Raw genomic sequence first — 14,631 nt, 5'->3', positions numbered from 1 at the left:
GCCGCCGACGGGGAATGTGTGGGAGCGTGATGTCCACAAAACAAAACAGGGATTCAGGGGAAAAAATATGCGCAACAAAACCACAAAAATCGCACTGGCGCTGGGTATGCTGCTGCTCGCCTCGCAGGCGCAGGCCGACCAGCTGGCTGACATCAAAGCCGCCGGCGTCGTGAAAGTCGCCACCTTTGACGCCAATCCGCCGTTCGGCTCCGTGGACGCCAAAACCCACCATATCGTCGGCTACGACGTCGACTTTGCCCAGGCGCTGGCGAAAGCGCTCGGCGTCAAACTCGAACTGGTGGCCACTAATCCGGCCAACCGTATTCCGCTGCTGCAGTCCGGCAAAGCCGACCTGATCGTCGCCGACATTACCATCACCCCGGAGCGGGCCCAGGTTATTGATTTCTCAACGCCGTATTTCGTCACCGGCCAGCAGTTCCTCGTGCCGGCCGGCTCTCCGGATAAGCTTGATGAGTACAGCAAAGCGCGCATCGGCGCGGTGAAAGGCACCACCGGCGAACAGGCGCTGCACCAGCGTTTCCCGCAGGCTCGCGTCCTCTCCTATGACGATATTCCGCTGGCCCTGACCGCCCTGCGCAACGGCAACGTCCAGGCCATCACCCAGGACAGCACCATCCTTGCCGGTCTGCTGGCGGAAGCGCCGGATAAAGCCAAGTTTAAAATTCTGCCCGACCTGCTCAGCAAAGAAGAGATTGGCGTGGGGGTGAAGAAAGGCGAACCGGCCCTGCTGAAGGCCGTCAACGATGAGCTGGTGAAGCTGGAGAAAACCGGCGAAGCCGCGAAAATTTACGATGTCTGGTTTGGCCCTGCCACTAAAACGCCGCAGCCGCGCGCCTTTACCATAGAAGCGAAATAATATGTTCTCGGGTTTATTCTCCCACTCCGCGGCTCCGGCCGCGGATTTTTCGCGTCTGCAGCGCGCCAGCATTACCTTTCGTGAGGTGGCCAAGCGCTACGGCGATCATCAGGTGCTTAACGCCATCAACCTGCAGGTCGATCCCGGCGAAGTAGTGGCGATCCTCGGCCCTTCCGGATCGGGAAAATCGACGCTGATCCGCCTGATCAACCAGCTCGAATCCTTAAGCGGCGGCGAGATCCTGATCGACGGCAAACCCACCAGCCGGCTGAGCGGCAGCGCCTTGCGCCAGCTGCGCAGCCGCGTCGGCTTTGTCTTCCAGCAATTCAACCTTTACGCCCACCTGACGGCGCAGGAGAACATCACGTTGGCGCTGGAGCGCGTCCACGGCTGGGGAAAAAGCGCGGCACAGGATCGGGCGCTGGCGCTGCTGCGTCAGGTCGGGCTGGAGGAGAAAGCGCAGCAGATGCCGGCGCAGCTCTCCGGCGGCCAGCAGCAGCGGGTGGCGATCGCCCGCGCCCTGGCCTCCTCGCCGCAGATTATCCTGTTCGATGAGCCCACTTCAGCGCTCGACCCGGAGATGATCGGCGAAGTGCTGCAGGTGATGAAAAACCTCGCCCACAGCGGGATCACCATGCTGGTGGTGACCCACGAGATGCAGTTTGCCCGCGAAATTGCCGACCGGGTGGTGTTTATCGACGGCGGCGACATTCTCGAGGTCGCCCCGCCGGCTGAGTTTTTCGCCCATCCGCAGCATGCCCGCGCGCGGCGTTTTCTGCAGAAGGTGCTGGATCCGCTGCACCAGGAGAGCCTCGAGTGACGCCGATGCTTGACTGGCACGGCGTCCTGAGCGGACAGCCGTTGCAATGGATTATCTCTGGTTTTCTCACCACCGTCTGGGTCAGCGTCGCCGGGATCCTGCTCGCCACTGCGCTGGCGGTTCTGCTGCTGGCCCTGCGTCTCGGCGGCGGCCGCGCGGGGCGCGGGCTGGTGGCCGCGTGGGTCTCGCTGTTTCGCAATACCCCGCTGCTGGTCCAGCTGCTGTTCTGGTACTTTGCCGCCTGGAATCTGCTGCCGCTGGCGGTGAAGAACGTGGTGAACGACGAACACGCCTGGTCCATTTTGCCGGGCAACGTCTGGTGGCTGACGCCGGAGTTCCTCTGCTCAATGTGGGGGCTGGGGGTTTTTACCTCCGCCTTTCTGGTGGAAGAGATCGCCTCCGGACTGCGCGCCGTCAGCCACGGGCAGCGGGAAGCCGCGCTGTCGCAGGGCTTTACGCCGTGGCAGGAGCTGCGCTTTATCCTCCTGCCGCAGGGGTTGGCCAACGCCTGGCAGCCGATTGTCGGCCAGTATCTCAACCTGATGAAACTCTCATCGCTGGCCAGCGGCATCGGCTTTGCGGAACTGACCTATCAGGTGCGGCAGATTGAGAGCTATAACGCGCACGCCCTGGAGGCTTTTGCCGTCGGCACCGCGCTGTACCTGGCGCTGGGGGTGGCGATGGGCGTGGCGCTAACGCGTCTCGGCCCGGGAAGAAAACTGCAACGGAGCGCCCAACATGAACGCTAATCTGGCGGTGATCGCCGATAACCTTGATTACCTGCTGTGGGGCCGGCTGGCGGAGGGCCAGCCCGGCGGCGTGGCCCTGACCCTGCTGATGGCTATCGGCGCCACGCTGCTGGCGCTGCCGGGAGGCATTGCGCTGGCGGGCCTGGCCTGGCGCTACGGCGGGCTGACGCGGCGTCTGCTGTTTCTGTGGGCGGAAATTATCCGCGGCATCCCGCTGATATTTGTCATCTTCTGGCTGTGGTATCTGCTGCCGATGCTGACCGGCGGCGATCTGCCCGGCGCGGTGACCGTGACCCTGGCGCTGGCGTGGTTTACCGCCGCCTCGGTGATGCACTCGGTGCTGGCCGGGCTGCAGTCGCTGCCGAAAGGTCAGTATGAGGCGGCGCTGACCCAGGGCTTCGCCCCCGGGCAAACGCTGCGCCTGGTGCTGCTCCCGCAGGCGCTGCGCAACGTTCAGCCGTCGCTGGTGGGGATCTTTATCGGCCTGCTGAAGGACACTTCGCTGGCGTTTATCGTCAACGTCCCGGAGCTGACCACCGTGGCCGGCCAGGTCAACAACCGGGTGCAGATCTATCCCCTGGCGATCTTCGTCTTCACCGGCGCGGTGTACTACCTGCTGTGCTGCGGTCTGAGCCTGCTGGCCAGCCGGCGCTTTACCCGCCGCGCGGCCGCCGGGTAAGGTTCACTCCGCGGGGCGGGGCTTCAGCGGGCAGGTATCGCTGATCTTAATAAATTTGTCGTTATAGACCAGATAGTGGTTCCCCGGCTGGCGCAGCGCCGGCTGGCGAACCACGTCCCCGGGACGCAGATACCACGCGTCCCCCTCCTCTTCGGTCGAATCGCATCCTGGCTTAATCAGCAGCTTAAACCAGGTATTGCCGGTATTGCTCACCGTCCCGGCCACCTTATCGAAAGACCATTTAAACTGCACCTCGCGCGGGCGCACCACCAGAATGGTATCCATCACCACCACCGGCTCCATGCTGACCTCGCCGCCGGTCGGGCCGCGCCTCGTCAGGTTGCGGGTGGGGATTTCGCGAAACGAGACCCGATAATAGCGCTCGCGGTTGTCCCGCGGGCCATGATAGTAAAATTTGAAGTATTCGCTCTCCCCGGCCTGCAGCGCCAGCTGACGGGGGGCGAACAGCAGCTCGCCATCCACCGGCCGGGAGCGCACTTCGCTGCCGCCCGGGCGATCGATGGCGCTGACGGCGATGCGGTACAGCCGCGCGCTTTTATTGTTGTTGACCACCCGTTTGCTGGCGAAATCCGCTTCAGCCGGCAGGGAAAAGGTCAGGTTGCCGACCGAGATAGCCTGCGCCAGCGGAGCCACCATCAAGCAGCCCACCGTCAGCAGGGCCTTAGTTAATGTTGCGCCACGTCGCCTGGACATGAATCTCTCCTGAAGCGCTGACTTCGCCAAACCAGCCGTTATCGTCTACCGTCCGCAGCGAAATGGCGTTATCCATCGGAATCGAGAATTTCACCGTGGTCTTATCCATCTGCCCCACTTCGCCGGAGATATCGGTCCACGGCGTGGTCAGCCACAGCGCATCGGTCATATCCCGCCAGCTGTCATCGCACCCGGCGTCGTAGGTCTGCGTCGCGCCGCTGCGGGTGATAAAAGAGAGCGTCGCCGGGAACGGCACTTTCGCCGTACCGTCATCGGAGCTAAAGAGACAGTAGGAGCGCCCGCCAATCACCTGCGCCGGTCCGGTCACTTTGATCAGCACTTCGTCGGCGGCCGTTTTACCGCTGGTGGTGACGATGTAGCCGAAATCGAGCGCCGGTTCGCCGCTGCCGACATACCCCTCCCGCGACGGCGCCGAGGTATATTCGTCGGAGATAATGCTGATGCTGAAATCACGGGGCTTGATAATCAGCGTATTGGAGGTGGAAAACTCATACCAGCCTGACTCCGGCGAGGTGGTGTTCTGGAAGCGAAAGTTGAACAGATCCTTGGTATTGATATCGCTGATCCCGAGATTCACCATCTGCTTAAAGAAGTTGCTGGAGAAGAACACATAGATCGCGTCTGAGCTCTTCATCTCGTTGAAGGTGTAGTAATAGGCGGTATTGCTCACCGGCTTCCATGAGCTGCCGTTGAGGCTGAACTGCATATCGTACGCCCCGACGGCCGAGGCCAACGACGAGTTGGCGATCGCCGGGAAAATATGGATCGAGGTGTTGCTTAACCCATTGGTCTGCAAGGTATAGTTAACCATCTTACAGCTTAATCCTGAGCGGCTGCCGATGGTCTGCGTCCGGCAGTCGGCGTTCCCTTCCCCGAGGGTCGGCACGCCATCGCTGTTGATAAACACCTCCGCCAGCGAGTGGGTGTTTATCAACCGCAGGCTCGCGGCTTTGGTGTGGGTGACGTTGCGCACATACCAGTTGCCGGAGGCCTGATCTTTACAGCGCGCGCCGCTGCTGGCGTCGTAGTTCACCGAGGTCTGGCAGGCATTGATGGTCATCGTGAAGCTGCCGCCGACCGGCATCTGTTGCAGATACTGATAGAAGGCGTCCGACATCATACCGTGCATCCACTTCGCGCCGCCGCTGGTCACCGTCGCGCCATAGAACCCGCTGGCGTCGGTGGTTTGCGGCAGGATCAGACTGGTGGCCATATCGCATCCGGCGTACCAGTTGATGCAGCGCAGGCCGGTTAAAGGGTGCGAAACCGGCGAGTTTTCCAGCCACATATCAAACTTCCAGTTGGCATTGAGCCCGGTGTTGTAGCCGTTATCGATATAGCCGAGACTCTGCTGATAGATGGTCCCGGAGCCGGTGTATTTTAAGCCGGTCCAGCGGTTGGCGCCGGTCATGCGCGGATCCAGCGCCCCGCCGGGGGTGACGAAAAAGTTGTCGTCGGAGTTGTTTTCCACAAACACAAACTCGCGCGCCGGCGCATCCGACCAGGTGGTCTTCGACACCGCCGCCCTGAGCGCGGCCGCCGGCCAGAGCAGCGCGAGGATCGCCAGGGCGATTAAGGGGTTAACTTTCATTCTCTTCTCCTGTCTGCTGCGCCGCCGCCCACGACGAGAAGCCGCTGCAAACCACATCCCCCACCCAGACGGCGCCGCGCGCCTGGCTGAGCTCCAGCGCCACTTCGCAGGTTTTATTGCCGCCGTAGCTGAAATCGATCGTGGGGTATTTCTTATCCACATCCATGACAAACTCGCCGTTTTCATCGGTGCGGGTACGGCCGATATGGTTGTTAATCCGCGCATTCGCCAGCAGCGTGCCGTCTTCCGCCCGAATACGACCGGAGACGGTGACCATCTGCTTCACCTCAGGCTCAATCACCGCCACGTTGCCGGGATAGAGGGTCAGATGACTCTTACGCCCGCTGACGATGTCGTAACTGTCGAGCGAGTTTTTGCTGTTTTGCAGCTCCACCTCATAGCGGCCATAGGGAGAGAGCGGCAGATAGTTACGCTTGCCGCTGAGCGGGAAGATCCGCCCGTTGACCCTGGCGCTTATCTGACCGTCATCCTCCAGCCCGGTGTTGAAGATCACCCCGGCGTTGCCGTCGGTTCGTCCGCTGGCGGCGATGTTTTTGCCCTGCCAGCCGACGCTGCCGCTGGCGGTGAGGTTGGTGTTGACGTAGCCGTCCGCCGCGCTGTTAACGTTCAGCGTGCCGCTGGCGTAGCGGGCGTCGAACTGGGCATACGCCCCGCCGCTGAGGGTTTTGTCATCCCCGGTGTCGCCGGAGATGGCCCGCGACAGATTGGCGCCGATGGTGCGAATGGTGCCTTCATCAAACTGCTTGCGCGCTGAGAGGTTAGCCATGGTGTAGCCGTTCTGATGGGTCATCCCGGCGCTGAACCAGTTGCCCAGCGGCAGCGACAGATCGAGGGCGATATATTTCCCGGTGTTGGCGCTGCTGTCGCCATTGTTATAGCGCTGGATCCCCGCCCGCAGGCCGAGCGAGCCAAAGGCGCCGCTGTAGACCGTCTGATAGTAATCCGCGGTGTAGTAATGGCTGTTGTAGCGACGGTCATCGTTGTAGCTGACGCTGAACGTCCCCAGCTTCGACCACAGCGCGTTGAGGTTGAGGGTGCCGCCGATCGCCCGGTTGTCGGCATCGCTGCGCCGCAACTGATCGCCAATGCGGGTTCTCTCCTGGTTGACCCACACTGAACTAAAGCCCCCCGGCAGCGTGGCGCTGATGCTGCCGACGCTGCTCCACGAGCTGTCGCTGGCCAGCATATTTTGCAGGTTAACGTTGATCGACTCGCCCAGCGGCAGCGTCAGGCGGGTTTCTCCCACCGCCTGGTTGTCGTAGCCATAGCCCGTTGCCGCCCAGCTCAGGGTGCTGAGCGACCCGGAGGCCGAGAGGCCCGCCAGCCAGCTCTCTTTCGCCGGCCGGGTCTTTTTCCCGCTCTCCGACCAGCGATCCATATGAAAACTGCCGCCCCACACCTGCCACGCCAGCGGCGCGCCGGCGCCGCGTCCCCGGCTGAACAGCTTATTGACCCGCTGGGTGCGTTTGCTGACCACCCGCCCGTTGACGATCACCTCGACCTCCACGTCGTAAATACCGTACGGCAGGCCGCGGGTATCCACTTCATGGTTCCCCATGGCGAAGTTCTGGACGCTCAGCAACCGGCCGTCACGAGTGAGATGCACCTCGCCCGCCGCCGGCAGAAAGGCGATCACCGGCGTGGCGGACTGGCTGTTGTCGAAGACGGTGGAGCTGGCCTGGTTCCCCCAGGAAAGGCCGTAAATCTTGCCCGCCGAAATAGCGGTCATCGGCCCCAGGGACTGCAGGTTCCAGGTGTCAAGCATCCCGCCGGCAAAGCGGTGGCCGGCGAAATCGCGTTCATACATGGCCTTATATAATTCACTGTCCTGCTGACCGCTGCCGATCCCGTACAGCGAGCCGTCGAGCACCACATGATGCTCACGCAGCGCCGTGACGTTGTTCAGCGACAGATAGCTGGAGGTGTTGCTCCCGCCGTTGCGCATCTGGTTGTTATAGACGCCGAGGTTATAGCTCAGGTTGCTGCTGAGGGCGTTGACGCTCGACTGGCCGATGTCTTCGCTGCGCGAGCGCAGCACGGTGCCCAGCGCCTCGCGCTTGACCACCAGCTGCAGCAGCAGCTGGCGCAGGCTGAGATCCAGCTGCGCGCTGTCGGTCAGCGTGATGGTGAGCGCCTCGCTGAACGGGGCGTTGGCGAGGCCAGTCAGCTGCTGGCGGGTCTGTTCGCTGACGCTGGCGTTACCCTCATTGTCCTCCAGCCGGATCTGCCGAACGCGCAGCTGGCCGCCGTCCAGCCAGATAAAGGCGCTGCCGATCCGCTGATCGTCCCGGGTGTCCTGGCTGCCGGCAAGATGAATATAGAGAGGAACGCTCATGCCGTCCTGCAGCGCCTGGCTGAAGGCCTGCGGAATAATCACCCCGCCAATCTGCTGCGCCCCTGGGGCAGCCGCGCTGGCGTCGGGCTGAACGAACAAAAAAAACATGCCGAAGGCAAGCCGTGTTTTCAGTCCTGGGGAAATCCGTTGTAGAGGCATCGTCGTTATCCATCTGCACAGCTGTCTATTTCACGGGAACAAACTGCTCACCCTGCCAAAGCGCAACCCGTCCTTTTTTATCCGCCGTGTCCACGCGCGTAAATCGGCGTGATTTACCCGGCATCAGGTAGTAGTTCTCTTTACACTCCTTACCCTCGGCGGTCTTCAGGCAAGGGCCGTAGGCGAGGATCCGCAGCGTCGCGTTCCCGGTGTTGGTCAGGGAGCCGTTGGCGTACTGAAAGCGGTAGTTCACCTGCCGGGGCGCCACCACCAGGATGGTGCCGATGCGGGCGGAAGCGGTGGCCACCGCGCTGCGGGTGGCGTTATCGCGCTGGGCATCGCTGAGCGCCTGGTCGAACCAGACAATGCGGTAGTAGCGCTCTTTGTCATCCGCCGGGCCTTTGTAGAAGAAGCGGATCACATCGCTGGCCTGGGCGGGTAACAGCAGGCTGGCGGGAGTGAGCAGCACCTCATCCGGTTTATCCATCGGGATAACCTGTCCGTCATCCAGCGGGGAAGAGAGCCGTTCGAGATGGATATTGATCAGCCGGCCGCTGTCGGTGCTGTTCTTGATCGTTTTGCTCAGCGTGCTGCTGCCGCTGTTCATAAAAGATGAGATATCGCCGACATCCAGCGCCTGCGCCGGCGATACTCCGGCAAGCAGCAGCCCGAGGGCCAGAAGGTGCTTTTTCATAACAATTCCGTCCGTGAAAAAAGCAGGGGGAGCCCCCCCTGCTGGTGCATCAGAAGGATCAGCTGGTCCAGGTGGCGTCGAACTGGACGCTAACGTCGCCGCTCCAGATCCCTTCCGGCAAGGTGCTGTAATCGGTCACGGCGGTGGTGCCGTCAGTGGTGCCGCTGATGATAGAGAAGGTGAAACCATCCTGCGCGGTGGTGCGACCGCTGGCGTTGTAGCCATTAGCCAGCGCGCTGAGGTTGCCGCCCAGAATGTTGTTGGCGGTATCGATCATCACGGTATCACCGGTTTTTTCCACCGCTGCGCCGTTATAATCCACGCCCACGCTCAGCGTGGAGCCGGAGGTATCCAGCTGGGTTAAGGTGTTGGTGATAAGACGCGAGGTCAGCTTAAAGGCGGTCGCCGTTGCGTCACCCTCAATTGCCACGTCAAACAGACCTTTCTGTGAGTTAAAACCTTTCACGCCTTCGGCATACTGGAACGCCAGGCTGCCGAGCGGGGTGACGACCAGTTTGCTGGTGGTGTCTTTTTTGGCGGTCGCAGACCAGGTCGCTACAGCCTGAGCCGTTACGTCAGCAGCCTGCGCCACACCCATACCGGTAAACGCCGTTACCAGAGCTATTGCCAGAACCTTTTTTTTCATCGCTTTTTCTTCCTGAGTTGAATTAAGGACATGATGTCCCGGTGAACCATTCAAAAATTAACTTGCCTGGGTGTTACTGAACTAACTTATATATTTTGGAATACAGCTTGGCCTCAGCATTGCGCCGATGGGTATACACTGTCTTCACGCTACAATTTTCAATTCTGGCGATCGATTTCGGCTGCATGCCCTGGGCGGTCATGCGGATAATTTTCATTTCCCGGTCTGTAATTTTATCTTTCTTAATATCTTTACGGAGAAACCTGCCATTAATCACATAGGCCAGCTCTTTTCGAATATCGCGACTCAGGCCAACATATACCACGCCGCGAATATCGCTATTGTAATACCAGTAATTCGCTAAGGCCTCTGACTTTCTGGCCGCAATTAATACGACCTGTTTCCCCTTTACCGCGGATAGCCATTCGCTGTCGCGCCTGATAAATTCGTTTAACGAAGCCGTATTGAGATTGATAAACACGAAATCTCTTCTGATTTTCTCTAGCGACAGATAAATTAATTCGTCGATATCTACAATCAGTTCGGATAATCCTTTATAGAAGTAGGAGTCATGGGCAGACCAAATATACTTATCGGAACAGCTTTTATATTCCATATAGTTTTTAACCTCATAGTCCTTGAAGTAATCATTTTTACAACTTCACTGCTTGCCAGGCCTATAAAGTTAACTGGCGTATTCCATTCCTTTAATAAATCGCCATTAAATAAGACACGCATTACCTATCAATATTGGATAAGCGGGGTTAAACTATAATTATTTTCTGCTTGGCGTTGAATTTAAGTTTTTTCCTATAGAGTGTCAACATGCGGAAAGGCAATGAATTTCGCGCCCAGGTCAATATTTACAAAAACTGAAAATATCGTTTTTTTGAGGGAAGAAAAAAGACATTTATTTTCATAAGGTTATTGGCAATATTACCGTCGATTCTTAGCTGAATTTTATATTACCCAGGATCTTCACCCTATTATGTTAGGAATATTCTTAATGGAGGGCAGAATGAAGTTGTCGAATAAACCAAATTTATTAAAAAATAAAGAATATAAATCCAAAAAGAAGCAACAACCAGGATGATTCACCAACACATAAGACTCATGAATAGATTAACCTGCCGCACAAAATAGTTATGTATATGTTAATACCTGGGGAATGTTGAATGCTAAACAAAGGCAGACGCATTATCTATTCGATATAACAGTTCTCATCAGCAAGATTAAGCGAAGATTGACGAGGGTTCCGGCCGTCAAGGGGCGCCTGTCTCCGCGCCCCCGAAAGCATAGCCGCTTTTCGGCGCTTCGCCAGCGCGCCACGCGCGCGCGGGTGGACCGGGGGCCGAGGGTGCCGTGATCGGCAACATTGCCAGCGCGCCGCGCGCGCGGGTGGACCGCTCACCGCCGCCCTTTCCCGCCTGTTCACGGTTTGTTCGCAATACCGTCATCGAAATTTCACATAAAGACCTATTAATAGTGGCCAGTTAATGACGAACCTGGACACTCTTATGAACAGCTCTCTTGCCGCGGTGGCCGAAACTGATTTCCAGCCGTTCACCGATCTCAATGCCGGCCGGCAGCGGAAGGTCTTAAGCGTGCGTAACCTGAGTAAAGCCTACGAGGCTCAGCACAAGGTGCTGGACGGCATCAGCTTTGATCTGCACGCCGGTGAAATGGTCGGGGTTATTGGTCGCTCCGGCGCCGGTAAATCGACGCTCCTGCATGTTCTCAATGGCACCCACAGCGCCAGCGGCGGCGAAATTCTTAGCTACCCGGAAGTCGGTACCCCGCACGATGTCTCCCGGCTGAAAGGCCGCGCGCTCAACGCCTGGCGCAGCCACTGCGGGATGATCTTTCAGGACTTCTGCCTGGTGCCGCGCCTCGACGTGCTCACCAACGTTCTGCTGGGCCGCCTCAGCCAGACTTCAACCCTGAAATCGCTGTTTAAAATCTTTCCCGCAGCCGACCGGGCGCGCGCCATTGCGCTGCTTGAATGGATGAACATGCTGCCGCACGCGCTGCAGCGGGCGGAGAACCTCTCCGGCGGGCAGATGCAGCGGGTGGCGATTTGCCGGGCGCTGATGCAAAACCCCGGGATCTTGCTCGCCGACGAGCCTGTCGCCTCGCTGGATCCGAAAAACACTCAGCGCATCATGGATGTGCTGCGCGAGATTAGCGAGCAGGGCATCAGCGTGATGGTCAACCTGCATTCGGTGGAGCTGGTCAGGACCTACTGCACCCGGGTTATCGGCGTCGCCAACGGACAGCTTATTTTTGACGATCACCCCGCCCGGCTGACGCAGGATGTACTGCAGCAGCTGTACGGCGATGACGTTAGCCAATTGCATTAATTTCACTCACACGGGCAAGATAATGAAAAAATATATGACTGGCGCAGTTCGTTTATCCGCAATGGTCGCGGGCATGATGATGGCATGGCAGGCAGCGGCGGCACAGCCGAAAGAGCTGAATCTGGGCATTCTCGGCGGCCAGAACGCCACCCAGCAAATCGGCGATAACCAGTGCGTGAAGACCTTCCTCGATAAAGAGCTGAACGTGGATACCAAACTGCGTAACTCTTCCGACTATTCCGGGGTGATTCAGGGTCTGCTGGGGGGTAAAGTCGACGTGGTGCTGAGCATGTCCCCCTCCTCTTACGCCTCGGTTTATCTTAACAACCCGAAAGCGGTGGATATCGTCGGCATCGCCGTGGACGACAAAGATCAGTCTCGCGGCTATCACTCGGTGGTGATTGTCAAAGCCGACTCCCCGTATAAAACGCTGGACGATTTAAAAGGCAAAGCCTTTGGCTTCGCCGACCCGGATTCCACTTCCGGGTATCTGATCCCTAACCATGCGTTTAAAGAAAAATTTGGCGGCAACGCCGACAACAAATACAACAACACCTTCTCCAGCGTCACCTTCTCCGGTGGCCACGAGCAGGACATCCTCGGCGTGCTGAATGGCCAGTTCGCGGGGGCGGTGACCTGGGCCTCGATGGTTGGCGATTACAACACCGGCTACACCACGGGCGCGTTCAACCGCCTGATTCGCATGGATCATCCGGATCTGATGAAGCAGATCCGCATTATCTGGCAATCGCCGCTGATCCCGAACGGCCCGATCCTGGTGAGCAATGCGCTGCCGGCGGACTTTAAGGCGAAGGTCGTGGCGGCGGTGAAAAAACTGGATACTGAGGATCACGCCTGCTTTATCAAAGCGATGGGCGGTACGCAGCACATCGGCCCGGGCAGCGTGGCTGATTTCCAGCAGATTATCGATATGAAACGCGAGCTGGTGAGCGCGCGTTAATCCTGCCTCAACGCCGCCGGCTTGCCCTGAGGTGAGCGGCGGCGCTACGTTGAAGATCCCCGACGCATGAAGACGACCCACATCGAATTTGAACGCTATTACCAGCAGGTACGCTCGCGGCAAAAGCGCGATGCCGTCTGCTGGTCGCTGCTGTTGCTGGCGCTCTATTTTGCCGCCGGCAGCGCCGCGGAATTTAATCTGCTGACTATCTGGCACTCGCTGCCCCACTTCCTGGACTATATGGCAGAGACTATTCCGCCCCTGAGCGCCGGCAACCTGTTCGCCGACGTGCAGACCAAAGGGTCGCTGGCCTGGTGGGGCTATCGCCTGCCGATCCAGCTGCCGCTGATCTGGGAAACCCTGCAGCTGGCGCTGGCCTCAACCCTGGTGGCGGTCGCCATTGCCACGGTTTTCGCGTTTCTCGCCGCCAATAACGCCTGGTCCCCGGCGCCGGTGCGCTTTGCCATTCGCGTGCTGGTGGCGTTTTTGCGCACCATGCCCGAGCTGGCGTGGGCGGTGATCTTTGTGATGGCGTTCGGCATCGGCGCGATCCCAGGCTTTCTGGCGCTCATGCTGCATACCGTCGGCAGTCTGACCAAACTGTTCTACGAGGCGGTGGAAAGCGCGCAAAACAAACCGGTACGCGGCCTGGCGGCTTGCGGCGCATCGCCGCTGCAGAAAATTCGCTTCGCCCTGTGGCCGCAGGTGAAACCGCTGTTTCTCTCCTACGGCTTTATGCGGCTTGAAATCAACTTCCGCTCGTCGACCATTCTCGGGCTGGTGGGCGCGGGCGGCATCGGCCAGGAGCTGATGACCAACATCAAGCTCGACCGTTACGATCAGGTGAGCATCACCCTGTTGCTGATCATTCTGGTGGTGTCGGCGCTGGACATGCTGTCCGGTCGTCTGCGCCTGTGGGTACTGGAGGGTAAGAAATGAGCGTCTGGCACATGCAACCGGATATCGCCGCCAGCCGTCGGCAGCATAAACAGCTCTATCAGGTCCAGGGGCGCTACCTGCGCTACGTCGGGCTGGTGGCGCTGGCCTGCGTGCTCTATTACGTCTGGTTTTTTCTGCAGTTCGGCATCAGCGGCGAACAGCTGACCACCGGCCTGCAGCAGATTGGCCGCTATCTGGCGCGGATGTTCGTCTGGCACGACTTCTGGAACTGGCCGTTTGGCTATTACTTCACGCAAATCGGCATTACCCTGGCTATCGTCTTCGCCGGGACGCTCACCGCCACGGTGCTGGCGCTGCTGCTCTCCTTCTTCGCCGCCCGCAACATCATGCGCGGCGTGGTGCTGGGGACCCTCGCCCTGCTGATGCGCCGCCTGTTTGATGTGCTGCGCGGGATCGACATGGCTATCTGGGGGCTGATTTTCGTGCGCGCGGTAGGCCTCGGGCCGCTGGCCGGGGTGCTGGCGATCATCATGCAGGACACCGGTCTGCTGGGACGGCTGTACGCGGAAGGACACGAAGCCGTGGACCGCTCCCCCGGGCGCGGGCTGACCGCCGTGGGCGCGAACGGCCTGCAAAAGCATCGTTTTGGCATTTTTACCCAGTCGTTCCCGACCTTCCTCGCGCTGAGCCTGTACCAGATTGAATCCAACACCCGCTCCGCGGCGGTGCTGGGCTTCGTCGGCGCCGGCGGTATCGGGCTTATCTATGCCGAGAATATGCGCCTGTGGAACTGGGATGTGGTGATGTTTATCACGCTGCTGCTGGTGGCGGTGGTGATGATCATGGACACCCTCTCCGCCTGGCTGCGCCGTCGCTATATCGGCGGCGCCGTAGTGCCGCTGTATCAGGAGGAACGCTAGCGCGCCTTTGTGCCGGGTGGCGGCTGCGCCTTACCCGGCCTGGAGGATCCTCTCACAGGCTCACACCCCGTAGGCCCGCGCAAGCGCAGCGCCGCCGGGCGAGACGCCAGGCGCGGTACCCTTGATTTCGCCGGGTGGCGGCTGCGCCTTACCCGGCCTACAAGTTCCTCTCACAGGCTCACAC

The 14,631-nt window shown here is 59.6% G+C and carries 14 protein-coding genes; 8 read left to right on the top strand and 6 right to left on the bottom strand.

Going from position 1 to position 14,631, the window contains the following annotated elements; all coding sequences use genetic code 11:
* Nucleotides 1–67 precede the first annotated feature (67 nt).
* From ABLV52_RS19455 to ABLV52_RS19440, 4 genes are read left to right on the top strand one after another with little or no spacing between them, the layout of a single operon-like run.
* On the top strand, nucleotides 68–877 hold the full coding sequence (locus ABLV52_RS19455; RefSeq protein WP_002890106.1) for an ABC transporter substrate-binding protein: 810 nt from the start codon (nucleotides 68–70) through the stop codon (nucleotides 875–877).
* A gap of 1 nt (nucleotide 878) precedes the next feature.
* Nucleotides 879–1,697: an amino acid ABC transporter ATP-binding protein gene (locus ABLV52_RS19450; RefSeq protein ID WP_348890836.1), complete on the top strand. Its 819-nt coding sequence runs from the start codon at nucleotides 879–881 to the stop codon at nucleotides 1,695–1,697.
* A complete protein-coding gene (locus ABLV52_RS19445) occupies nucleotides 1,694–2,446 on the top strand; it encodes an amino acid ABC transporter permease (protein WP_044521207.1) in 753 nt (250 codons plus the stop codon). The genes ABLV52_RS19450 and ABLV52_RS19445 overlap by 4 nt, the downstream gene beginning before the upstream one ends.
* A complete protein-coding gene (locus ABLV52_RS19440) occupies nucleotides 2,436–3,125 on the top strand; it encodes an amino acid ABC transporter permease (protein WP_044521205.1) in 690 nt (229 codons plus the stop codon). Before ABLV52_RS19445 ends, ABLV52_RS19440 begins: the two co-directional genes overlap by 11 nt.
* Before the next feature lie 3 nt (nucleotides 3,126–3,128).
* Here the strand turns inward: ABLV52_RS19440 and ABLV52_RS19435 are convergent, their stop codons facing one another.
* The 6 genes from ABLV52_RS19435 to ABLV52_RS19410 form a co-directional block, all read right to left on the bottom strand.
* Entirely contained in the window at nucleotides 3,129–3,839 is a 711-nt protein-coding gene (locus ABLV52_RS19435) for a fimbria/pilus periplasmic chaperone (RefSeq protein WP_348890835.1), read from the bottom strand.
* Nucleotides 3,808–5,451: a fimbrial adhesin EcpD gene (gene ecpD / locus ABLV52_RS19430; RefSeq protein WP_044521199.1), complete on the bottom strand. Its 1,644-nt coding sequence runs from the start codon at nucleotides 5,449–5,451 to the stop codon at nucleotides 3,808–3,810. Before ecpD ends, ABLV52_RS19435 begins: the two co-directional genes overlap by 32 nt.
* Nucleotides 5,441–7,966 (bottom strand): CS1-pili formation C-terminal domain-containing protein, encoded by a 2,526-nt coding sequence (locus ABLV52_RS19425; protein WP_348890834.1) that lies wholly within the window; start codon nucleotides 7,964–7,966, stop codon nucleotides 5,441–5,443. Before ABLV52_RS19425 ends, ecpD begins: the two co-directional genes overlap by 11 nt.
* A gap of 25 nt (nucleotides 7,967–7,991) precedes the next feature.
* Entirely contained in the window at nucleotides 7,992–8,660 is a 669-nt protein-coding gene (locus tag ABLV52_RS19420; RefSeq protein ID WP_048296805.1) for a hypothetical protein, read from the bottom strand.
* A 58-nt stretch (nucleotides 8,661–8,718) separates the two neighbouring features.
* The gene (gene ecpA, locus ABLV52_RS19415) at nucleotides 8,719–9,306 is read right to left on the bottom strand and encodes a common pilus major fimbrillin subunit EcpA (protein WP_023288545.1); all 588 of its coding nucleotides are present in this window, start codon (nucleotides 9,304–9,306) and stop codon (nucleotides 8,719–8,721) included.
* Nucleotides 9,307–9,379: 73 nt separating this feature from the next.
* Nucleotides 9,380–9,922 (bottom strand): helix-turn-helix transcriptional regulator, encoded by a 543-nt coding sequence (locus tag ABLV52_RS19410; RefSeq protein WP_023288544.1) that lies wholly within the window; start codon nucleotides 9,920–9,922, stop codon nucleotides 9,380–9,382.
* A 901-nt stretch (nucleotides 9,923–10,823) separates the two neighbouring features.
* Between ABLV52_RS19410 and phnC the strand changes: the two genes are divergently transcribed.
* From phnC to phnE (ABLV52_RS19390), 4 genes are all read left to right on the top strand, one after another.
* Nucleotides 10,824–11,666: a phosphonate ABC transporter ATP-binding protein gene (gene phnC, locus ABLV52_RS19405; RefSeq protein ID WP_064155221.1), complete on the top strand. Its 843-nt coding sequence runs from the start codon at nucleotides 10,824–10,826 to the stop codon at nucleotides 11,664–11,666.
* Between the two features lie 22 nt (nucleotides 11,667–11,688).
* Entirely contained in the window at nucleotides 11,689–12,627 is a 939-nt protein-coding gene (phnD, locus tag ABLV52_RS19400) for a phosphonate ABC transporter substrate-binding protein (RefSeq protein WP_032428601.1), read from the top strand.
* 66 nt (nucleotides 12,628–12,693) lie between these two features.
* Nucleotides 12,694–13,566, top strand: a complete 873-nt coding sequence (gene phnE, locus ABLV52_RS19395) for a phosphonate ABC transporter, permease protein PhnE (RefSeq protein WP_023288541.1) — start codon at nucleotides 12,694–12,696, stop codon at nucleotides 13,564–13,566.
* Nucleotides 13,563–14,447, top strand: coding sequence for a phosphonate ABC transporter, permease protein PhnE (phnE, locus tag ABLV52_RS19390; RefSeq protein WP_032453207.1), 885 nt, complete (start codon nucleotides 13,563–13,565; stop codon nucleotides 14,445–14,447). The genes phnE (ABLV52_RS19395) and phnE (ABLV52_RS19390) overlap by 4 nt, the downstream gene beginning before the upstream one ends.
* Nucleotides 14,448–14,631: the final 184 nt, after the last annotated feature.

The organism is Klebsiella sp. GB_Kp056, assembly GCF_040064755.1.
Classification (GTDB): Bacteria; Pseudomonadota; Gammaproteobacteria; order Enterobacterales; family Enterobacteriaceae; genus Klebsiella; species Klebsiella quasipneumoniae.
The sequence above is the reverse complement of the archived record's forward strand: the minus strand, read 5'-3'. Positions and strand labels throughout refer to the sequence as shown.